Raw genomic sequence first — 21,796 nt, 5'->3', positions numbered from 1 at the left:
AGGGGCGTTTGGGTCAAGCGCGTAAAGCGGCGCCAGGGAGGATGCGCGGCTTCCTTCTAAGAAAGTTGGCGATTTGCGCGCACGGGGGCTGGGGACCGATGGAAGTATCAGGAAGGCGGACCATTATCGCCCACGGGCGGCTGGCGATGAGAGAGCTTCGACTCGCCGCCGCACGCGAGCGCCATCACGGCCTCCAGATCATGACCTTCGAACAGGTCGCCGCACGCCTCGCGGGCGGTCTGGCGCGTCCCGTCGATGACGAGACCCTGCGTTCCACCGTTCAGGCGATTCTGCCGAGCATCGTGCTGGGCGAGCTTGACAGCCTGAAATCGCTGCCAGGCATGGTCGGGGCCGCCACCGACACCCTTCGTAAGGCGTGGCGCGCTGGCGTCGATTTGCAGGCGCGGGCCGGCGAGCACCCGCGCATTGCCTCGATCGCCAGCATCGAGGACGCAGTCCTTGCTGCCCTGCCACCGGCCATGATGCGTCCCACCGATCTGGTGGCTACAGCGTTGCAACGGTTAGATCATGTTGGCCCCCTGTTCGGGCCGATTGAGATAGTCGGCATCACGGAGCTGTCGCCATGCTGGCGGCCTCTACTGCATGCGATCGCTGCGCGGGTGCCGGTTCGCTGGACCGCCGGCCCGCGGTCGACGCCCACCTGGCTCGATAGCGGTGCCATCGATGTAGCGCGGAGTGAACCACACGCGCCAGAGATCGCGACCGTCAGCGCCTCGACCGCCTATCACGAAGCCATCGAGGCCCTTCGATGGGCGCGGCAGCTCATCGCGTCCGGCACAGCCAAACCCGCCGAGATCGCCATCGCCTCCGTCACGCCGGCCGACTACGACGATCATTTCCTGGCTTTGCGAGCCGACGCCAATCTCGACCTTCACTTCGTGCATGGCGTCAAAATCACGGCCTGCAGGGAAGGTCAGGTGGCTGCCGCCCTGGCGGACATCCTCATGCGCGGCCTTTCTCAGACCCGTATGCGGCGCTTGGGGTCTCTGCTGACCGCCTATCCCGGCCCGTTTCAGGCTCTACCGGAGGGCTGGACACGCGTCCTGCCAGCAGATGCTCCGCTGGCGTCGCCCCAAGCGTGGGTCCACTTGCTCGACCGTCTGACGGCCGCCGATTGGCCCGACGAAATCGATCATGGTCCGGCGCTGCGCGAAATCATCTCTCTATTATCGCAGGGCATCGCCGCGGCCGAAGCGATTGGCGAAGTGCTGCTACATGGCAGGACCTTGGCTATTTGGCGCAAGGCGCTCCTTGCCGGCCCGGCCGCCTCGCTCGATCTGACATTGGAGACTTTGAAACAGGATGATGGCTTGGACGCCTGCGTCTCGGTCGCCTGGATGCCAGCGAGCGCCTTGGCGGCATCGCCGCGCCGTTTCGTTCGCTTGCTCGGCCTCAATTCTTCGCGTTGGCCGCGCGGCATTTCGGAAGATCGGCTCCTCTCAGATCACATCATCTCCACCGACGAGCTCGACCCTCTCCCGGTCAGCGCAGCCGACCGGCGGGACTTCGTGACCATCCTCGCTACCAGCGAGCGCCAGGTTGTCCTATCGCGCGCGCGGCGGGACAGCGACGGTAGGCTCCTCGGTCGCAGCAGTTTGCTGCAGGGTCATCCCCATGAGATCTATCTACGGCGCAACCGGGTGCCGGGTCATGCTCTTAGCGAGACCGACCGACTGACTGCCCGACCGGAGGAATTCCGCGCCCTGCCGCAAGCCATTGCAGCGGCCACCTGCTGGCGCAATTGGTTACGGGAGGAGATCACCCCCCATGACGGGCTCATTCGTGCCGACCATCCGGTAGTGCGGGCAATCCTGGCGCGCACGCAATCCGCAAGCTCTCTTCGCCAGCTTCTGCGCAATCCACTTGGCTTCGTCTGGCACTATGGCTTGCGCTGGCGAGCGCCCGAAAGCGGTGACGACCCCCTCGTCCTTGATGCGCTTGCTATGGGCGATCTTGTTCACCTGACTCTGGATCGAGCGCTACGCGCGCTCGAGGCGAGCGGCGGACTGGCTGCCGCGACGGCGCAACAGATCGCCAGCGCCGTTGATGGCGCTGCCGGCGAGGTTGCCGAATTCTGGGAAACGGAACGCCCCGTGCCGCCGCGCGTGGTCTGGCGGCGCACCCTCGATGAAGCTCGCGAACTGAGCCGGCGCGCACTGGCATTTGGCGACGAGCACCTGCCTGGCACCCGTGCTTTCGGCGAGGTCCCGTTCGGCGGCGCCCAACCCAAGACCGACGTAGCGCCGCCCTGGGACCTGGCGGCCAGCGTTGAAATTCCCGGCACTGGCTTCCGGATCGCCGGCTACATTGATCGGCTTGATGTATCCGGCGATGGCCGCCGCGCTCTGGTGCGAGACTACAAGACCGGCCGAAAGCCTAAGGACAGCATCATCCTCGACGGCGGCAAGGAGCTGCAGCGCTGCCTCTACGCCTTCGCGGTCAAGGCGATGCTCGGCGAAGATCTCACCATTAGCGCATCGCTCCTCTATCCCCGCGATGAGGTCGATCTGCGGCTCGAAGATCCCGAGAACATCCTGGTCGACGTCGCTGGCTACCTGCGCGCCGCACACGCAAATCTCCTCGCCGGTGGCGCTGTGCTCGGGGCCGACACGGGCGGGACGTATGACGACCTCGCCTTCGCACTGCCGGCCAATGCCGGCGCGGCCTACTGCAAACGCAAGATCGCCGCCGCCACCGAGCGTCTAGGGGCCGCTGCGCAGGTCTGGGAGGCTCCGTGATGACTGCGCCGTTGAAATCGCTCGCCGATGATGTGGCACGGCGGACAGCGATCGCGGTTCACGATCGCTCATTTCTGGTCGAGGCAGGTGCAGGTTCCGGCAAGACTGCCGTCATGGCCGGCCGTATCGCTCTGATGCTGGCCGAAGGCATCGCGCCCAAGACGGTCGCCGCGGTGACGTTCACCGAGCTCGCGGCCAGCGAGCTTCTCATCCGTGTACGCGATTTCGTTGCCGAGTTGGCGGCGGGTCGCATTCCCGCCGAACTTCGTGTCGCCTTGCCTCATGGACTGTCCGAAGTCCACCGGCGCCATCTCTTAGCCGCCAGCACGGCCATCGACGAAATCACCTGCTCCACCATCCACGGCTTCTGTCAGCGCCTCATCAAACCTTATCCCGTTGAGGCAGATATCGATCCTGGCGCGGCAGTGATGGACCGAAACCAAGCGGACCTCGCGTTCACTGAGATCATTGAAACCTGGCTTCGGGAGGAACTCGCCGGGGATGCTGGCGGGTTGCTCGCCGAACTGGTCTTGCAGGACCCGAGCGAGACCGTCGGACTGATTCACAAGATTCTTAGCCATCTCCGCGATCGCCGCACTCTGATCGTCGATGCACCGGAAGCGCTGGTCTCGCTCATCCATGCCCTCCGCCAGGCGGCAGGCGAGTTCGCGTCTTTAGTGCGCGCCTCCGGGGTCGACGAGATGGAGACCGCCGACGTCGCCGCGCGCTTTTGCGAAACGGCCGAGATCGTTGTGGCCATCTCGCCGGCGGCGCAGCCTGCCGATCTCGTGCGGCTGTTGCTCGCACGTCCCCATCCCGACCTCTGTACGGCCGCAGGAGGGTTTCGAGCTTACAAGAAGAAAGGCAAATGGGGCGAAGCGGCTAAGCGCGCGGGCCTCGCCAAAGCCGATGGCGATCGCTTGAACGCTGCCGCAGAAGGCCACTACAGCGCCTGTTGCGAAGCATGGACCGCACTGTCGCAGGCGGCCGCCGCGCGCGCCCTCGCCGAGCTCGTTCGCCTTGTGCAGCCGGTGATGGATCGTTTCCGCGAATACAAGCGTTCGGCTGCGCTTCTCGATTTCGACGATCTCATCTTCTCCGCACGCGCGCTATTGCGCGACCACGAAGCCGTGCGCCACGCGCTGGCAGCTCGCTTCGCACACGTCCTGGTCGACGAATTCCAAGACACGGATCCCTTGCAGACCGAAATCTTCTGGCGCCTATGTGGCGAACCCCAGGAAGACACAGACAACGACGACTGGACCACGTTCCAAATCCGCCCCGGCGCACTGTTCCTCGTCGGCGACCCGAAGCAAGCGATCTATCGCTTTCGCGGCGCCGACGTCGCGGCCTACATCCAAGCGCGAGAAGCGTTCCTTGCGCAAGCGCCGGACAGCGTGTTGCCGATCTCGACCAATTTTCGATCCTGCGAACCGATCCTGCGCTATGTGAACGATCGCTTTGAGCTTCTGCTGTCAACCGAAAACGGCCAGCCGGGGTTCACCGCGCTGGATGCGTTTCACCCCGAACGGAACGAGGGGCTATGCATCGCGGCCCTCGACATCGCCGTGGCCGATGTTGACGGCAAGGCCTCGGCCGAACGCCAGCGCGACGGTGAGGCAGAAGCCGTTGCCGAGATGTGCGCACGGCTTATCGGCAGCGAGGCTATACTCGATCGCAAGACTGGCGAGCGCCGCGCCTGCAGGCCCGGCGACATCGCCCTCTTGGCGCCAACGGGAAGCGACCTATGGCGCTATGAGGAAGCGCTGGAGCGGCGCGGCATTCCGGTCGCGACCCAGGCCGGCAAAGGACTATTCCGTCGCCAGGAGATTCAAGACCTCATCGCCCTCACGCGGGTCCTCGCCGATCGCCGCGACACGCTCGCGCTCGGCGCGCTGCTGCGCGGTCCATTGGTCGGCCTGACCGAGGAAGAACTGCTGGACATTGTATGGGCGCTCCCGCGCTCGGAGGATGCGCCGGATGCCCTGCCGCTGCTGGACCTCGGCGTGGCTCTGGAAACCGTCACCCATCCGCATGCGCGCGACATCATCGAGAAGCTGCACGCGCTGCGCCTGAAGATCAACGCCACCACGCCGCACGATCTGTTGTCGCAAGCAATAGACGTGCTGCGCGTGCGGCCGATCCTCCTTCAGCGGCATCGCGACCAGGCCGAGCGCGCACTCGCCAATGTCGATCTCTATCTGAGCCTCAGTCGCGCATATGCTGTCCGCGGCCTGCGCGCTTTCGCAGAAGCGATGACCGCCGCCTGGACCGACGAGGCTCGCGCCGTTGAAGGTCGTCCCGATGCCCAGGAGGAGGCGGTTGCACTCTACACCATGCACGCCGCCAAAGGTCTGGAATGGCCGATCGTCGTGCCGGTCAACACGATGACGCAGATCATGGCGCCAGAGAGCGCCGTCACCGACCGTGGTAGCGGCCGGTTTTATTGTCCGGTGTTCGGCGTGAAGCCGACGGGTTACGAGGCGGCACGCGACGCAGAGAAAGCGGAGCTCGACCGCGAACGCATCCGTCTCTGGTATGTCGCCGCCACACGGGCGCGCGAGCTGTTGGTCCTGCCGAGACTTGACGTCACGGCCAAGGCATCGGCCTGGATTTCGCTTCTCGATCTGTCGCTCGCGGAACTGCCGCCGCTCGATCTTAGTCACCTGCCGCCCGAAATCGGGCTTGGTACGGCTGGCATGGAGAACGCGCAGACCCGCGAAAGCTTCGCTGCGGAAGCGGCGATCATCGCCGAGCACCGCCAGCGCATTGTCTGGCTCGCCCCGAGCCGCGACGAAAGCGTGACCGGACCGGCGTTGCACGCCGAGCTGCCGGAGATCCTGGTGACGAATGTCGATGGCGCGCCTGTCGAGGACGGCGTTACCCCGACGATCCAAGGGGGCCGCGAGCGCGGCGTCATCCTGCACAAGCTCATCGAAGAGGTCCTCACTGGCGAAACGGTAGAGGCGGAAGCCGCCCTTATCGCCCGCGCGGAAGCCCTGACCCGCGCCATTGGCCGGCCTGTGGCCCCCGATCCAGCGCAGGGGCTGATGCCCGCCGAACTCGCTTCCTGCGTCCTTCGTGCTCTGGCTCTCCCCGAGATTGTCGCCCTCAGACCGGGCCTGTTGCCGGAATTCCCGGTCTACGCCTCAACCTTGACCAAGGAACAGGAAGAAGCGACAGCCGGCATTGCTGATGCGATTGCCTTTGGCGCCGATGGCGCGCCTCAAGTGGTTGTCGATTGGAAGAGCGACATCGCGCCCGCCCCCGAGACGCTCGAACACTATCGCGCGCAGGTCCGCGCCTATCTGGATACGACCCGAGCCGAACGCGGATTGATCGTGCTGGCGACGTCAGGGGTGATCATCCCCGTCGCGCGAACGAACCTGGCCGTCCCGATATCCTGAGAACGAACGCGCGCATGTCATCTCTTGCCTGGATCGATTTCGACGAAGCCGAGCGCCAGCGCGCGCAGCGGATCATGGCGCTCTTTCAGGAGCGCGAGGGCCGCGACGAACTGGGCTTGGGCGCCATTCGTGATTCGATCGCGGATCATCTCTTTCCGGGGACGAGCACGATCCAGACCCGTTTGCGATACATGCTCTTCATTCCCTGGCTATTCCGTATGCTGGAAGCCCGGGACATTCCGGAAAGCCAGCTTCGCACCGAGGCCCGCGCTTTGGAAATTCGGTTCGCCGACGCGCTCAAGGCTGGCGGAGAGTCGAATGGCATCATCGGCCGCGACGCCGGTCCGCGGCTGCAGCGGCTCCCCAGCTCGGTTTATTGGGTGGGCCTCGGCGCCTGGGGCATTCGCCTCTTTCCGGGCTCCACCGATAGCCTTTCTGCGCAGCCTGAAGCGGCTGCGCGTATCGTCAGACAGCGAGGACGCCGCTACAGGTTCGCGCGCGGCAGCTATATGGAACCAATCCTTGCCACAGGCGCCCAAGGACCTGCTCGACCGCGCCGTCTTTCGCCTGGCGGCGGACGAAGCGCAGTTCATCATCGATCGCCTGGTCGCTACCCAACCAGCGGCGCTGCTGACCCTGCTGGCACGCGAAGGTATCAATGCAGACTGCGACCATATCTGGACTCACCCGCATCTTGCGTCGTTTCCGGCGCCCGCGCGCCGCCTGATCCACCGCGGCGAGATTTTCTCGCATGTGATGCATGGGGCGGCGCTCCTCTACAACCTCGTGCTAAGCGAACTGCGTAGTCGGGATGATTGGGCCGAGGATTATCGCGAACGCATCGCGACGTGGACCGCCGAGCTGGATCTTTCCCTCGTGCGCAACTGGTCGCTCGACGATTTCTGGGACGCCGTCGAGCATCCCGGCCATAGCATCCGGCCTGCAGCCAAGCGCTTCGTGATGCAGTGGCTCGAACTGGTTGTGGAGAACTCAACCCAGATTGCTTCGGCGCCCGCAGCGCGGCAGCTCGTAGAAGAGCGCGAACGTCGATTGAAGACCAGCCAATCGCGCTACGCCAATCACGCTGTGCGCGATCGCTGGACTGGCGCCTCCGGCGTCAACCGTCTCAACTTTCGCTGGAGCCAAGCGAGATCGCATCTGCAGGATCTGGCCGATGCTGAATAGGCGCAGCCTCGATCCCGAACAGCGCACCCTCTACGGCGCCAACCTGCAGCCGCCGGCTGGCTACGTCTTCGACACTGCCGTCGCTACCACCTTCTCGCTTGACTTCGAGACGGCGCTCGCCGTGCCGGTTAGCCATGCGCGGATGCGCGCGGCTCAACCGCACGAGCGTATTGTAGAAGAGCTGCTGCGCTTCCCCGGAGGGATTTTGGCTATCAAACACGTCGCCGGCAATGACGAGAGCATCGACATCCCGTTCCACGACGATCTCTTCGAGCCGCTCAAACACTTTGCGGTGCTCATGCTCCCGAAAGAACCCGCGTAAAGTCTGACCGATATGCCAATCAGCCGTGTGCAGAATACGGATCATTCTTCCTCCGGCAATCGCGCCGGAGCAGCACCCGACCATGCTTTCGAAACTGCATCCCAATCGACGCTCCGCTCTTCGGCCAACGTCCAAACGTTCCAGAAATCTGGATCTGCCGACTATGGCCGCTGCGCATCAGGCAATTCGTCCGCCTGCATGCGATAAAAGTGCTTCTTATCCATACGTCCCCCCCCCACCGCGATCACGCTCTTTTCTTCGTCGATCGCGCCATACGGAACGGAGTAATTCTATCGCCCCGCTACCTCATCGATTGCTACTCCCGGCGACCACGGCCCGCTCGGCGGCCAAATTCGTTCTTCCTCCAAGCCGACGACCAGCGGCATCAAGAAGAGGCGAAGATCGGCGACGGCAACGGCGAAAGCATCTGGTGCGGCTGCCATACGGTCGCGACCTAGGAAGGCGCGCCATTGAGCGGCCCATGCTTCTGCAAATTCATCGGTCAGACCAACCGGAACAACTGATGGGAGGACCGTTCCGCGTCGTTCGAAAGTCCGCTGAACTGCCTCGACAAGGGCGGCCCGGCGAAGCTCGAATGTTCGGGAAATCACCCAAAGATCATAGAAATCCTTGAGCCGGCTATTGGCCACACCGAGCGTTACAAGTGCTTCGAATTTCTCGGCCACCACCGTTTCGACCGGATATGCGCGAAGGTGCGGCGTTGGGGCGTCCAGCAGGGTGGGATAGTCGATCTCGACGGCCGCGGGTGTAATGGCATCGCCGAAACCAATGTCGACTTGGATCGGAATACGCGCCCCGGCGATGGTTGCTGTTGTGCGGACCCGCACGCCACCATATTCCACCTCCTCACGGATCGCGGCCGCCGTCAGCGCGGCGACATCGAACGTCACCCCGTCATCGGCGACCGGTTGCGCACAAATGGCCCGGAAGGTTTCGGCAATTGCTTCGGCGTCGCCATCGCCATGGCCAAGTAGGTCCAGATCGCGCGTAGGCCGAAACGGATCGGTGACCCAGGTCACGAAAAGCATCGCACCTTTGAGGATGAAGCGGTCGCGGTGCGGCGACGCGCTCAGCCGGTAGAGCAAGCGCTCGAGCGCATATCGCGTCAGGAGAATCTGGAAATCCGATCGTTCGGCGCGTGCCCGATCGAGAAGTCGCGCTCGTACCGATGCGCCGATGTTGCGTGGCTCACGCGGCATCGGACACCATTGCTTCGACGTAAGGACGCATGACCGACCAGACCCGCGCCTCGCGCGCGTAGCGCCAGAGCTGATCCGGCTTGCATCGGCGACTGCGGAGACCCTCGCGCAGCCCCTCCATCGCGACGTCGAGGCCAATCTTGGTCCGATAGCGAAAACAATCGACGATTGTCTTCGCCGGATTCGTGATGGGAACGTCGACATTCTCGATGCGATGACGCTCAACTCCTTCGGTCAGAGCCGATCCAGTGAAGCGCACGAACCGAATAGGCGGATAATCGATCTTGGGCCGCCAGGCGACACGGTCGATCGCCATCCATACAGCCGATGGCATCTGCAGTGTCAGTTCGTGGTATTGGAGGGCTGAGGTCAGGCAGACTACACCCTTTGGAACCAGAACCGCCGCCTCGGCCAGTGTATGGGCAGCCTCGACATGGGCGTCTGGGAGCTGATAGAGGCCACGTGCCGGGCGGACGACCACCTCCTCCCGGACAAGACGGGCCAGTGTCTCCGGGCCAATGCCTTCGGCGACGAAGTCCTTCAGCCGGAGCATTCCCCGGGCCTTCAGGAGGTCGAGTGCACGAAGCCGCTGGGCGCTAGTGGACGGCATGGACGGTGACGTTTCCTCTGAACAAGAAAGATATAGCAGAGGTTTTATCACAAGATCGCCGGCTTGGGAATCCTCGAGTTTTCGCCCCCGTCATCCTTTTTGAGGCTTGGCCGAGAGGCTCGGACGACGACAGCGTCGTCGCCCGTATTTTCTCTGTGCTCCGGTGAGACGAGAAAGCGCGGCGAAACTCTCGTGGCCGGCAGTGGCTATCCTGTCAGCGTGATCCGACCGTCCTTCAGCCGATGCCGACTGGCTTGGGCCAGATTGACCGTATTCCGCACAAAATCGAGCCGCGCGATCCCAGCGTGGTAGGCTCGGAACGCCTCGCTCAAGGCGTCATCCGTCACCTCGGGCGAAACTTGATCATCCTTGCCTGTCGTGAGCGGCACATCGTCGAGCGAAAGGCCGCGCCCGCAGAGAAACGTCGTCACGATGACCTCGAAGGTCATTGGCGGACGGTGATCCATATGCGCCTCGTCCCGCGCGACACGTTCGCCCGTAACGGCACAGGAAACCAGACCGTCAGCCCCGCTGTGGGTAGCAAAGAAATTATCGCGGGCCTTGTAGAGATCGAAGCGCACCACACGTCGAAAGGCTTGGGCGACCTCCTGCTTACGGCTGGGTGGTCGCTGCGAGATGCAGTGTGGATAGGAGAAATCCGTGCCGCTGCCATCCGTGCGGATGATCCGGAAGCATTGCGTCCCATGCTCGGTCATCATGACCTGAAAATGGCTAACGCCACAGCCCACCTTGGCGACATATTCAGTGTGGCGTTCGAGAAGGGCCGCAACGTCGAGGGCATCCTCGCCACTCACCCGCTCACCGGGCCGGTAGCGGTTAAGCATGGCCTTGAAGAAAGCTGTGGCGTCGCCTTGCTTTTCGAAGCTGCGCGTCGCCAGCTCCACGGGTTTTGAACGCCCTCCCATTCAAGCTACCCCTGCCGGTGCTACCGCAAACTCGAACTGCGCCTCGCAACCATCATGCGCGCATACTGGCTTTTTGAGAGTAAAAGGCCTCTGGAACTTTCTCCGGCTGCACTTCTTGCAGGCGAATTGGCTGCGGAAAGCCTTGAACTCCTCCCAGCGCGCCTTCTCGTCGCCTATCGAGCCGTCGCCATAAAGCCCGTCCTGGAAGTGACTGCCAAAATTCTCAATCTCGCCCTTCACCAAGCTGTCGAGGAAGCGGTTGTTGACCCCCGGCACCAGCGCAGGCGCGAGCTTGGCATCCTTGAGCAGGCCGGCAAGCGCAGAGGCCAACTCGCTGCGTTCGTAAGAATAGGCCCTCTCCAGCGGCCGGATCCGCACGCTGACCCCGAAATCCCGACAGACGCCGAGAAGCCATTCTTCCTCGGCTTGGCGCATCTCGTTGGCCGCCGACTGGCCCGCAGCCCAACGCGCCTCGATCATCTCGTCGCTGACCTTGTGGTCAGCGAAACGCGGCCCGTAGGCCGGATCGAGGCCAATGATCCGGGTGAAGTGCCACACCTTTGCCTCGAGCTGGTCCTTCAAATAGTTGAAGAACCGCTCGTCGTGGGTGGCAATCAGGATTTGGCTGCCACCGAACATGGTGGCGATGAGCCCTGCAATGGTGCGCCGATGATCGGCATCGTAGGAGGTAACGATGAGCTATGCAGAATTTTGGGTGACGAGGTGATCAGGCGGCGTGGGTTGCCGGCATTTGGATGACCTCGATGCCGTCGTTGAATCTGACACCTGCGATGATCTTCGGCAACTGATTTGTGCCTTTGAGCCGCCGCCAGGTTTTTGATGCGGCGATAACCAGCTTGAACACCATCAGCCTGGCGGTCGTTGCCGACAGCGATCCTTTCGTCCGCACGGTTCTGTGCCGCACGGTCGCGAACACGCTTTCGATGGGGTTGGTCGTGCGCAAGTGATCCCAATGCTCGGCAGGGAAGTCGTAGAAGGCCAGCAGTGCGTCGCGGTCCTTGGCGAGGCATTCGACCGCCCGGCCGTACTTGGCGCGATATTTCTGGGCGAAGATGTCGATCGCCGCTTCGGCGGCCGCCCGGTTCGGCGCCCAATAGACCTCGCGCAGGTCCTTCTTCATGTTGGCCTGCACCGAGAGCGGGACCTTGTCCAGGACGTTGACGGTCTTGTGCACCCAGCAGCGCTGGTGCCGCGTGCCGGGACAGATCTCGTCAAGCGCCTTCCAGAAGCCGAGCGCGCCGTCACCAACGGCAATTTCAGGGGCGATTTGCAACCCGCGCTGCTTCACGTCGATCAGGAGCTCACGCCAGCTCTGCGCGCTCTCGCGGACGCCGACCTGAAAGCCGATCAGCTCCTTCTTGCCTTCCGGCGTCGCGCCGATCAGCACCAGCATGCATTCGCCGTGGTCTTCCATGCGCGCCTGCAGGAAGACGCCATCGGCCCACACATACACGTAGCGTCGCGCCGACAGATCGCGCTTCTGCCAGCGCTCGTACTCGCCCTGCCACTCGGCCGTCAGCCGAGAAACCACCGCAGGCGACAGGTTTGGCGCGTCCTTGCCCAGCAGGGCCGTCAGTGCCTCCCGGAAATCGCCGGTCGAGATGCCGCGCAGATACAGCACCGGCAACAGCGCATCCAGGCTCCGGGTGCGCCGCGCCCACAGCGGCAGGATCGCCGAGCTGAACCGGATCCGCTCGCCATCGCTGGCCGCTCCACGGTCGCGAATCTTTGCCCGCGCCACTTCGACCGGGCCGATGCCGGTCGCAATCGTCCGCGCCGGGCCGTAACCATGTCGCACGACACGGGCGCGCCCGTCGGCCAGCTTCAAATCCTTCACCGTGGCAAGAAACGTCTCGACTTCGACCTCCACGGCCTGCGCCAGAAGTTGCCGAGCACCAGCTCGCAGAATATTGGTCAGTGGATCGTCGATATCGTCGGGCTGACGAAGGGCAACAATATTGCTAGTCTCGTTCATGGCGTATCGCTCTCCTTGAGAGGTTCTGGCAGGCTCGACACCCGCCTCGATACGCCGCCTATCTCAGTCCGTCATCACCCAGTTTCCCGCATAGCTCGGTAACGATGTCATCCAGCGCAATGATGGGCGCGCCGACGTTAAACTGCTGGATCGCCGCCATCCGCAACGCCAGCGCCACCGAATGGATCTGTGAGTCGCTCAAATAGCCGCCCGGTTGCACGCCAGTGCGATTCTTGGCGAAATCGATCAGGAGGTTGAGCCGCTGCTGGTTCGTGTCGTCTTCCGCCGGCAGCTCCAACCGGATTGGCGCGGCGCCAGCGCCCTGGATCAGCTCGTAGATGTCGTTCATCGGCGTCTGAAGCTTGTCGAGCAGGGCCTGCACCTTCTTGCGGATCTCGGCCGAGATTATCGTCGCCTGCGCCGTCAAGGCGTCGGAGAGTTTCCCCAGCTGAGCTCGCGTCCGCAGGGCGAGGTCCCGCTCGCTCTGTAGCTCCAGCAACCGATCGATCTTCGTCTTAGCCTTGATATAGGTGTGGTCGCCTTGCTTCGACTCGATGTCGACGATGGCCTGATCGAGCGCAGCGAGCAGCTTGGCGATCGACGCAACGATATCGGCCGAGGCCGGCACGCCAGCCTGAGGCCAGCCGGCTATGCCGGCTTGATACGCGATGAGATCGGCTTTCAGTTCCGCTTCATCGTCGCCGACGAGGCCAATAAGCCCCGGCAACGCCGCCACCAATTGGGTATGAGCTTTGGTCGCCGCAGTCTTGGCCGCGTCGAGCACCTTCTTGGCGGCGGCATAATCGGCCAGCTCTTCCAGATGCTTGGCGATATGCCCCCGGATCGCCTCGGCGCTGCCCGCCGCCGTGTCAGCTACGGGCGTTTCACAGACCGGGCATACAGCAGGGGCCGGTGCACCTTCGGCGAAAAGCGGCTCTGCGGCTTTCCACAAAGCCTGAAACATGGTGCTCGCCGCCTTGCCGCGCTCTTCCGCTTCCTCCGCGACCGCGGCCGACAGCGCCCCCACGGCCGCATCAAAGGTCGGAATCGCGCCGCTGGCAACGGTCTCGCCGCTCTCCGCGTCCGTTACCTCCGTCCACAAGGCGGCCGCCGCATTGCGGATCTGACGCAGGCCTGCAAGCCCGATCTTGTTCTCTTCGGCCTTAGAGTCTGACTCAAAATTGCATTGCTGTTTTTATGGCTGCGATGCGCCTTGTCATGAGTTGGACGGAGGCGAGGAAGAGCCAGGCAGTTGCGCTTTCGATGGTTCGCTCGAAGTCCTTGGCCAATCTGCGGTTGCGGCCGAGCCAGGCGAAGGTTCGTTCGACCACCCAGCGGCGCGGAAGCACCTCGAAGCCCTGTGCGGCATCGGAGCGCTTGATGATCTCGACAGTCCACCGGCCGATCTTTCCCAGCACCGCCTTGAGCTTTCCGCCGGCATAGCCGCCATCGGCGAAGATATGGCGCAGCCAGGGGAAGCGGTAGCGAATGCTGCACAGGACATCTGGCGCGCCATCGCGATCCTGGACGTCGGCAGCGTGAACGATCGCGCCGACCAGGAGCCCTTGGGTGTCGGTGACGATGTGGCGCTTTCGACCCTTGATCTTCTTCCCCGCGTCGTAGCCGCGAGGGCCGCCACCTTCGGTGGTCTTGACCGATTGGCTGTCGATCACACCAGCCGTCGGCGAGGCCTCCCGGCCGATCGCCTCGCGCGCCAGCATCAGGAGTGCGTGGTTGATCGATTGCCACAATCCGCTGTCCCGCCATTGGTAGAAATAGTACTGCACCGTGGTCATTGGTGGAAACAGAGTGGGCGGCAGCATGCGCCACGGCAACCCGCCGCGCAGCAGATAGAGCACTGCCTCGACGATGTCCCGATAGCTCCATTTCGGGCGCCGCCCGCGCTTGGCCCGCACAGGAAGCAACCTCTCCAGCACGACCCATTCCGCATCCGTCAAGTCGCTTGGCAAACGCAGCTCCTCTCGGGCAAACTGTGCCCGAGTGATATCAGTCCACATTCTCGATCCCTTTGATGCTTCGCAACACCAATGGAATCAGAACTCGCTGATATCACTCAACTTATTTTTCGGTCGGACACTAAGTCGCTTGGCAGAATTGGAGTTCGATGAGGATCGCCTGGCGTTAACCCGCGCTTCTTTTCCATGGTTGCCGCCGGAGAATCTTGAAAGCCCAATAATGGCTGCGAACTCAATTGTCATCAACTCAAGTTTTCAAGGCGCAATTTGTAAGCACTCCACGCAATATTCATAATCAATATTACGCGGGCCTCAATAAATTGCCGACAGTCCCTAGCCCGTCTTATTCGCGAGAGGGCGCCTGAGAGGCTGGCGAGCGTGGTGTAAAGCGCTGATGCGGCGTAGGATTCGGTTGCGAAGCCAACCCCATCACCTCAACCGCGAACGCCACGCCCGCCATGACCGATGATACGATTCTGCCCTTCTCGTTTCCAGCCGTTCACGCCAAGAAAGTCACAGCTGCCTTCGATGGTGGACGCCTAACCTCGAATGGGGGCGTGATGCTTCTGGCGATGGCCGAGCGGCGTCTCGGTTTGGCCGACAATTTGGCCCGGGTGTTCCCGGATCGGCGCGATCCGACGCGGGTCGTGCACAGCCTTGTCGATATGTTCCGCGCGCGCATGTTCGCGATCTGCTGCGGCTACGAGGACGCCGACGACCTCGATCATCTGCGGTCCGATCCCGCATTCAAGCTGGCCTGCGGACGGCTGCCGGACAGCGGTCGCGATCTGTGTTCCCAACCGACGCTGTCGCGCCTGGAGAATGCTCCGCGCCTGCGCGACGTGATCCGACTGACCTACACTTTGGTCGACGCATGGATGGATAGCTACCCGCGCGAGCCGGCATCCGTCACGCTCGACATCGATGATACCTGCGATGTCGTCCACGGCCATCAGCAGCTCTCGCTGTTCAACGCTCATTATGACGAACGCTGCTTCCTGCCGATCCACGTCTACGACACGGAGAAGAGCCGGCCCGTGGCGGTCGTGCTGCGGCCCGGCAAGACGCCGGGCGGCGTCGAGGTGCGTGCCCATCTGCGCCGCCTGATACGGCATATCCGGACGCGGTGGCACAAGACGCGAATTACGTTCCGTGGCGACGGGCACTATGCTCGGCCGGAGGCCATGACGTGGTGCGAGAACAACGGCATCGACTACATCTTCGGTCTGTCCGGTACCAAGCCTCTCGCCAGAAAAGTCGACGAGGTCGCCGACGACGTTCGCACGCGACGCGCCATCGAGAACCTGCCTGTTCTGCGCGGCTATACCGAGACGCGCCACAAGGCAAAGTCCTGGGATCACGAACGGCGCACTGTCGCCCGTATTGAGGCGACGATGCTCGGCCTCGACATCCGCTTCGTCGTCACCAGCCTCGATGTCGGCTCGGCCGAGTGGATCTACGACAGCCTGTATTGCGCGCGCGGCCAAGCCGAAAATCTGATCAAGCTGCATAAGACGCAGCTCGCCTCCGATCGCACCAGTTGCCGTTCGGCGCTCGCCAACCAGGTCCGTCTCGTTCTCCACACCGCCGCTTATTGGTTGATGCTTACCGTGCGCGGCGCCATTCCCAAAGTCCGGGAATTGGCCACTGCCGAGTTCGCGACGCTGCGTCTTCGTCTCTTGAAAATCGCAGCCCGGGTCGTCGAAACCGCGAGCCGCATTCGCCTTGCGTTCGCCGCGGCATGCCCCGAAGCCGACCTCTTCCGCAGCTTGCCCGGCGCGCTGCTCCCGCTCGGCCCGTAACCGACCGGGCCTGCGCCCGCTCACCCGCCCCACTCCTCCAACGCGTACAAAACAGCTTGATGTAGAACCCGGTGACAAAAGGCCGGACGCTCACCCACGCCAGCCGCCAGCCCCCGTCAGACGTCAAGAACGACCGTGCTCTCGTGAATAGATCGGGCTAGAGCCCGGGTCCGTTAAGCCGCTCGCACGGTGACAAGGAAGCGGTCGACTTCGCGCCTGAGCCGGTTGCTCTCCGTCGACAGGGACTGTGCTGCCGAAAGCACCTGGGTGGATGCAGAACCGGTCTCGGTCGCGCCGTGCTGCACTTCGGTGATGTTGGACGAGACCAGCTGCGTCCCCTGCGCGGCCTGCTGGATGTTGCGCGAGATCTCCTGCGTCGCGGCGCCCTGCTCCTCCACCGCGGCGGCGATGGTGGATGACACTTCCGACAATTGTTCGATGGTGCCCGAGATGTCCTTGATGGCCTGTACGGATTCGTCGGTCGCCAACTGGATGCTGCCGATCTGCTGGCCAATCTCGCCGGTCGCCTTGGCGGTCTGCTCGGCGAGTGCCTTGACCTCGGAGGCGACGACGGCGAAGCCGCGGCCGGCCTCGCCGGCACGCGCAGCCTCGATGGTCGCGTTGAGCGCCAGCAGATTGGTCTGCCCGGCGATGGTGTTGATCAGCTCGACCACGTCTCCGATCTTAGCAGCGGCCTTGGAGAGCTCGCTGACCTTCGCCGTGGTGTGCCTCGCCTGGTCGACGGCCGCCGATGCCATGCGCGCGGAGGACTGAACCTGCCGGCTGATCTCGCTAACCGAGGAGGTCAGCTCTTCCGTCGCGGAGGCCACTGACTGCACATTGGTTGACGCTTCCTCCGAAGCGGACGCGACGTTGTTTGCAAGGTTTTGTGCGTGCCCCGCCGTCGTTGTCAGGGTCGCAGCGGATGCTTCCAGCTCGGTCGAAGCCGACGACACGGTTTCGACGATTTCACCGACAGCTGCCTCGAATTCACTGGCCAGGCGGTTCATGTCCGCCTTGCGCTGCCCGGCCTGCCGCCGCTCGTTATCGGCCTGCTCGCCACGCAGGCACTCGGCTTCGATCATGTTGGTCTTGAAGACATCGACGGCACCAGCCATTTCGCCGATTTCATCCTGGCGGCCGACGCCGGGGATTTCCACGGTCATATCCCCCTTCGCCAGCCGTACCATGGCCTGAACCATGGACGCGATTGCCTTGGTGACGGCCGGTGAGATCGTCAGTGAAAGGCCTGCGACGACCAGGATGGTGAGCGCCAGGGTGATCAGCATCCAACGCTTGACGCTCGCGATCGTGTCGGCCTCCTGGGCCTGCGCGGCGATATACCGCCGCTCGATGTCCTTCGCGATGTCCTCGATGTGGGGCTCCATCTGCGCATAGGCCTTCGACATGGCCGACGCACTGGCGGCAGACTGCTGGGCGCCATCGACCCATGCAACAAAGTCAGCCCGATATTTTTGCAGCTTGCTGTCGATGTCCGCCTTCATGGCCGACGCGAGGTCGGAGGCCTGTACGGCCTTCGCAAATTCGGTTGCGCTCTTCTCGAATTGATCAAGATAGGCACGGTCGCGACGAAGCATGAAATCCTTCTCGTGTCGGCGCATCATCAGCATGCTGGCGGCGAGCTTCGAATTATCGACCTGTGTCAGCTTCGCCTCGATGTCGTGCACGGAGGCGCGCAGTGCACCGCTCACACCCAGCTTCTCGTTCAAGCCAAGCCTTACCTCATTCTGCTCAAGGAAAGAGAACTGCTTGCGATAGTCGCCGAAGCCTTGCGCAAGGGGCGCAATCTTGTCGGAGAGAGACGTAAAACTGGCCGCCTTGATGGATGCGTCGAGGCGATCGATGTCGTCGTTGATGTTCGCGGAGAGCAAGCGGTGGCGCTTGGAAGAGTCCTCGTCGCGCCGCAGGATGAAGTCCTTCTCGGCTCGCCGCGCGTCCAATAAATCGCGTCCAAGCTTGTCATTCATGACGGACACCTTGCGAGCCTCTTCCGCAATAATTTGCGACGCTTCCTGATAAGCGTTGCCCCACAAATAGATGGTGCCGAACGCGATAAGGCCGAGAATATTCACAATTCCGATGAGGAGTATTTTGTGGCTCAGTCGCAGCGAGAACGACGTCATGATTGCATCCTGAAGTAGCGGTAAGTATCTGGTCTGCCGCAGAAAATTAGAGCATTCCGGCAAACGGAACGTAAATTATCCCAGCGAAAAGAGGATGCGGTATTTTTGCTGAGTCCGGGGGGAGGGTGTTGTCAAGCGTGGGCGTACCTCGACTGAGGTCGCAATTTTCGCTGCGTATGATGGCCGCACGTATCGGTTTCTTCGACGGTGCCATCACCCAGTTCTCGACTTCGTCGGGCGCCGTCAGAACTCACCGGCATCCTGCCTTCCTTGACCTTTCGGATCGAGGTTGGATTGGTGCACATGCCGGCGAAGCATGCGAGGGGTCGGCTCCCGTAGTCAATAGGAGGGACCCGCGCGCGCTGCGGAGTGCCCCACGGCTGACGCCGTTACGACGCCGCATCGAAGGACTGCGATCCGGCAGCAGCGGTGGCTTGAGACGCGCCATCCGCCGATAGCGTCGGAATGTGAGAAGGGCAGAAGGACGGGTGAGGGAACACGGTCTTAGAGACGGGATTTGGATAACCAGAATATGTCCAGGAGCTTTGAGCTCGCCAGGCCGATTTGGACCTAATCCGCGTATCGCCATACAGGCCCGCGGCGTGCGAATGCCGCAACTTATGAGGCCCGGACACACGACCGCACCTGATCGCATGTTCTCAAGTTCGTCGATAAAAACTTCTTGCATTCCCGGGGCATCCACACACGGACATATGGACGCAAGCGATCTGATCAAAACACTGCAAAAAGACCCTTGCGAGGAGAGGGCCGTCCACATATGGGGTCTCGACGACGCCGATGGGGGTCAATGTTCGATCAGCATTCACACTTAAAGCAGCCACCCCCGTTCGCCAAACGCAGAAAGATCAATTCCATGAGGAGCATACCACCCCTCCGAGCCATAACGGGCACCGAGTTTCAGCGCGACCTCCTTGTTGCCATAAGGAATCCGCAGCGGGGTCCTGATTGAGGTTGCTGGCACGGGAGCCATTGAAGCGGCATCGGTGCCAACTTTTTGTTTTCGAGACCTCTTATAATTGGGCGGCGCAGCCTGACGTGCACTCGACCCTACCGGCCTGTTGGAGTTTTTGGATTTAAGCTTGCGGGGTCTTTTGCTTCGATTCGTATCAATCCACGCGGACATCGCGGCCGAGTTGGTCCGCGCATCATCGGGGATGATGAGACCTTTCCCCTGCGCCAGCTTCTTGGCGTACAGCAACTGTGCTGCACTTACCGATTTGAGGCCGAGCTTACCGGCCGTTTCACCGTCAGACTTTTTAGGCGCATGTTCGCTAAGGAATTTGCGACAGATCGATATCGAGGTCTTATAGCCGGGCGGTGGTTTTATTCTCTTCTGCCGGACGAGGCTGTCAGCAAAGCGTTTCATCGCAGGCGTCGGTGGATATGTTGCTGTGCCGTTGCCCCCTGAGCTGCCAAGCAAAGAAGGTCCTCCCGCTGTAGCACCCTCCTTCAGCTTGCTGATAATGCGCTCGGCGACATCGCATACGGCGTCAATCGCGCCGACCATCTCCTGTTTGCCCACCACGACATCGTCGAGCAGGCATTCAAGTTGCGCCGTCACGCCCGGATCGACTAGCGCTGGATCGGCTTGTTTGAGAACGCCGAACAATGACAGGCCGGTCTCGGTCGGCACAATATTCTTTCCCTGGGCAATCAGGAAACCCTGCTTCTTCAGCCCGCCAATGATCTCGGCTCGGGTCGCAGGCGTGCCAATACCCTTAGCTTCCTTCAAGCGATTCCGCAGAACCTCGTCATCAACAAAACGCCAGGCATTCTGCATAGCCTCGATCAGAGTGCCTTCGTTGTAACGCGGCGGCGGCCGGGTCTCCTTGTTCTCAATTTTTGGATCTTGCAGTCGCGCGGTCTCGCCGTTGCGCAGTGGCGGCAGCAATTGCGCCTCATCGCCCTTTTCGTCGGCGGGTTGCCACTCCGGGAATGCGGCTCGCCAGCCGAGATTGATAGGCTGGCGACCGGTAGCGCGGAATTCGACGCCGCGCACATCGAGCGTTGCGGTTGTCTGGCGGTAACGGAAGTCGGGCATCAGGGCGGCCATATATGCTCGCGCGATGACGTCAAAGAGTTTCTTCTCGTCAGACGACAGGCGAGGCCATACATCCGGCAATTTGTCGATGGTGTTGACGTTGGGAATGACCGCGTGGTGGCTCGCTCCCTCCAGCCCCTGGTCGTAGAAGATGCCGCTCGCGCCTCTACGAGTCACCGGCGGCTCGGGTACCGGGATCGCACTGAACGATTGACCCACCCGCAGTCCGGCTATGATTCGCGGCACATCCGATATCAAGCTCTGCGGCAGGTAGCGCACTTCGGCACGGGGATAAGTGATGATCTTCTTACCTTGGCCGTCATACAACTCCTGCGCCACTTCGAGCGTTTTGCTGGCTGACCAGCCGAAGCGCGAGCCGCAGAGCTTCTGCAACGACGGCAAATCATGCAGCTTGGGTGGCGCTTGCCGCTTATCCTCGACGCGCACGGTAAGCGCGCCCTCGAAGCCGTCAGCCGCTTTGACTACGTCCTGGGCGATCTCGCGTTTAACAATTCGTTCCGGCGGCGCGTGCCGCATCTGGAATTGCCCGCCCGCAACTTTCGCAGTGGCGATAATTTCGAAATAGGCAAGCGGCACGAAGTTCCGGATTTCCAACTCACGCTTGCACACAATTGCTAACGTCGGCGTCTTTACACGACCAACCCCGATCACTCTTCGCGCGCCTTGTCCCAAGATGACAGTTGCGGTGCGAGTGAGTGACAGGTTGTAAATCTGATCGGCCTGGCGGCGGGCTACGGCAGCAGCGTAAAGGCGAGCATATTCGGCATTTGGCTTTGCCCTACCGAATGCCTCGCGGATGGTCTGCGAATCCTGAGCGGTGAACAGCACCCGCATCACCTGACCGCGATACCCGTAATGTTCAAGAATTTCCTGACCGATCAGTTGACCCTCGCGGTCGCAATCGGTTGCAAGCCAAACTCGCCTGGCAGTGCGCAACGCCTCGCGAATGGCCTTGAGCTTAGCGGCCTTGTTGCCACCCTCTGCCGGGCGCGTTCCGTAAAGACCTTCAGGCCGTAGAAGTATCGGCGACCATCGCTTCCAGGCCGGAACAACGTCCTCCGGTTCGAGGAGATCGAACAAATGGCCCTCTGCTGGAAGAACATCGCCGTAGTGCGAACCAATTGCAGCGCGGACATCTTTGGCCTGGCTGGTTTTCTCCGTGATGACGAACTGATCTGCCATGTCGACCCACTCGGGAGGATGGCCGGGTCGAAAGGGCCGATGCTCCGATTGACAATGGAACATATAGAGAACACAATTTAACTGCCGGGTCAAGTCGTTGGAGTCGGACCGTGGCCGAGGTCACCTATTACGTGGACATGGTCTTTCGCGACGACGAATGCCGGGTGCGGACTGAAAACGCCCC

Annotated in this window: 14 protein-coding genes and 1 pseudogene; 5 read left to right on the top strand and 10 right to left on the bottom strand. The window is 62.3% G+C overall.

Translation table 11 applies throughout. The features are described 5' to 3' along the window. Positions 1-98: 98 nt before the first annotated feature. The 4 genes and pseudogenes from NLM33_RS48620 (at position 99) to NLM33_RS48605 (ending at position 7,351) form a co-directional block, all read left to right on the top strand. Entirely contained in the window at positions 99-2,759 is a 2,661-nt protein-coding gene (locus tag NLM33_RS48620; protein ID WP_254106746.1) for a PD-(D/E)XK nuclease family protein, read from the top strand. After that, complete coding sequence (locus NLM33_RS48615; RefSeq protein WP_254106617.1) at positions 2,759-6,166, top strand: exodeoxyribonuclease V subunit beta; 3,408 nt, start codon at positions 2,759-2,761, stop codon at positions 6,164-6,166. The genes NLM33_RS48620 and NLM33_RS48615 overlap by 1 nt, the downstream gene beginning before the upstream one ends. 14 nt (positions 6,167-6,180) lie before the next feature. Continuing rightward, a pseudogene (locus NLM33_RS48610) lies at positions 6,181-6,555 on the top strand (DUF6361 family protein); the annotation flags it as partial. A 133-nt stretch (positions 6,556-6,688) separates the two neighbouring features. Continuing rightward, entirely contained in the window at positions 6,689-7,351 is a 663-nt protein-coding gene (locus NLM33_RS48605) for a DUF6361 family protein (protein WP_254106616.1), read from the top strand. On the opposite strand, the gene NLM33_RS50180 is transcribed toward NLM33_RS48605, so the two are convergent. The 8 genes from NLM33_RS50180 to NLM33_RS48565 all read right to left on the bottom strand — a co-directional run bounded on the left by NLM33_RS50180 (position 7,293) and on the right by NLM33_RS48565 (position 14,443). Next, positions 7,293-7,718, bottom strand: coding sequence for an exonuclease SbcCD subunit D (locus tag NLM33_RS50180; protein WP_371930203.1), 426 nt, complete (start codon positions 7,716-7,718; stop codon positions 7,293-7,295). The genes NLM33_RS48605 and NLM33_RS50180 overlap by 59 nt on opposite strands. Positions 7,719-7,963: 245 nt before the next feature. Continuing rightward, positions 7,964-8,893: a nucleotidyl transferase AbiEii/AbiGii toxin family protein gene (locus NLM33_RS48595; protein ID WP_254106615.1), complete on the bottom strand. Its 930-nt coding sequence runs from the start codon at positions 8,891-8,893 to the stop codon at positions 7,964-7,966. Beyond that, the gene (locus tag NLM33_RS48590) at positions 8,883-9,503 is read right to left on the bottom strand and encodes a type IV toxin-antitoxin system AbiEi family antitoxin domain-containing protein (RefSeq protein WP_254106614.1); all 621 of its coding nucleotides are present in this window, start codon (positions 9,501-9,503) and stop codon (positions 8,883-8,885) included. Before NLM33_RS48590 ends, NLM33_RS48595 begins: the two co-directional genes overlap by 11 nt. Positions 9,504-9,709: 206 nt before the next feature. Next, on the bottom strand, positions 9,710-10,408 hold the full coding sequence (locus tag NLM33_RS48585; RefSeq protein ID WP_254106613.1) for a DCL family protein: 699 nt from the start codon (positions 10,406-10,408) through the stop codon (positions 9,710-9,712). Between the two features lie 21 nt (positions 10,409-10,429). Beyond that, entirely contained in the window at positions 10,430-11,068 is a 639-nt protein-coding gene (locus NLM33_RS48580) for a hypothetical protein (protein ID WP_254106612.1), read from the bottom strand. 88 nt (positions 11,069-11,156) lie between these two features. Beyond that, entirely contained in the window at positions 11,157-12,425 is a 1,269-nt protein-coding gene (locus NLM33_RS48575) for an IS256 family transposase (RefSeq protein ID WP_254094380.1), read from the bottom strand. A gap of 58 nt (positions 12,426-12,483) precedes the next feature. Then, positions 12,484-13,527 carry a hypothetical protein gene (locus NLM33_RS48570; protein ID WP_254106611.1) on the bottom strand — a complete coding sequence of 348 codons (1,044 nt, stop codon included), beginning with the start codon at positions 13,525-13,527 and terminating at the stop codon, positions 12,484-12,486. 73 nt (positions 13,528-13,600) lie between these two features. Then, the gene (locus tag NLM33_RS48565; RefSeq protein ID WP_254099474.1) at positions 13,601-14,443 is read right to left on the bottom strand and encodes an IS5 family transposase; all 843 of its coding nucleotides are present in this window, start codon (positions 14,441-14,443) and stop codon (positions 13,601-13,603) included. A 416-nt stretch (positions 14,444-14,859) separates the two neighbouring features. On the opposite strand from NLM33_RS48565, the gene NLM33_RS48560 reads away from it, so the two are divergent. Next, positions 14,860-16,203: an IS1380 family transposase gene (locus NLM33_RS48560; protein ID WP_254106610.1), complete on the top strand. Its 1,344-nt coding sequence runs from the start codon at positions 14,860-14,862 to the stop codon at positions 16,201-16,203. A gap of 173 nt (positions 16,204-16,376) precedes the next feature. On the opposite strand, the gene NLM33_RS48555 is transcribed toward NLM33_RS48560, so the two are convergent. Further along, positions 16,377-18,347 (bottom strand): methyl-accepting chemotaxis protein, encoded by a 1,971-nt coding sequence (locus NLM33_RS48555; protein WP_254106609.1) that lies wholly within the window; start codon positions 18,345-18,347, stop codon positions 16,377-16,379. 829 nt (positions 18,348-19,176) lie between these two features. Next, positions 19,177-21,612, bottom strand: a complete 2,436-nt coding sequence (locus NLM33_RS48545) for a type IA DNA topoisomerase (protein WP_254106608.1) — start codon at positions 21,610-21,612, stop codon at positions 19,177-19,179. Positions 21,613-21,796 lie beyond the last annotated feature (184 nt).

It is taken from the genome of Bradyrhizobium sp. CCGUVB1N3 (assembly GCF_024199925.1).
In the GTDB taxonomy this organism is placed as follows: domain Bacteria; phylum Pseudomonadota; class Alphaproteobacteria; order Rhizobiales; family Xanthobacteraceae; genus Bradyrhizobium.
This window is presented reverse-complemented; position numbering and strand designations above follow the sequence as displayed.

What these genes read in the sequence shown, in the direction of transcription:
- NLM33_RS48560 (WP_254106610.1), top strand. Translation starts at nt 14,860, where the DNA reads ATGACCGATGATACGATTCTGCCCTTCTCGTTTCCAGCCGTTCACGCC.
- NLM33_RS48575 (WP_254094380.1), bottom strand. Translation starts at nt 12,425, where the DNA reads ATGAACGAGACTAGCAATATTGTTGCCCTTCGTCAGCCCGACGATATC.
- NLM33_RS48545 (WP_254106608.1), bottom strand. Translation starts at nt 21,612, where the DNA reads ATGGCAGATCAGTTCGTCATCACGGAGAAAACCAGCCAGGCCAAAGAT.
- NLM33_RS50180 (WP_371930203.1), bottom strand. Translation starts at nt 7,718, where the DNA reads ATGATCCGTATTCTGCACACGGCTGATTGGCATATCGGTCAGACTTTA.
- NLM33_RS48565 (WP_254099474.1), bottom strand. Translation starts at nt 14,443, where the DNA reads ATGTGGACTGATATCACTCGGGCACAGTTTGCCCGAGAGGAGCTGCGT.
- NLM33_RS48580 (WP_254106612.1), bottom strand. Translation starts at nt 11,068, where the DNA reads ATGTTCGGTGGCAGCCAAATCCTGATTGCCACCCACGACGAGCGGTTC.
- NLM33_RS48620 (WP_254106746.1), top strand. Translation starts at nt 99, where the DNA reads ATGGAAGTATCAGGAAGGCGGACCATTATCGCCCACGGGCGGCTGGCG.
- NLM33_RS48555 (WP_254106609.1), bottom strand. Translation starts at nt 18,347, where the DNA reads ATGACGTCGTTCTCGCTGCGACTGAGCCACAAAATACTCCTCATCGGA.
- NLM33_RS48590 (WP_254106614.1), bottom strand. Translation starts at nt 9,503, where the DNA reads ATGCCGTCCACTAGCGCCCAGCGGCTTCGTGCACTCGACCTCCTGAAG.
- NLM33_RS48615 (WP_254106617.1), top strand. Translation starts at nt 2,759, where the DNA reads ATGACTGCGCCGTTGAAATCGCTCGCCGATGATGTGGCACGGCGGACA.
- NLM33_RS48595 (WP_254106615.1), bottom strand. Translation starts at nt 8,893, where the DNA reads ATGCCGCGTGAGCCACGCAACATCGGCGCATCGGTACGAGCGCGACTT.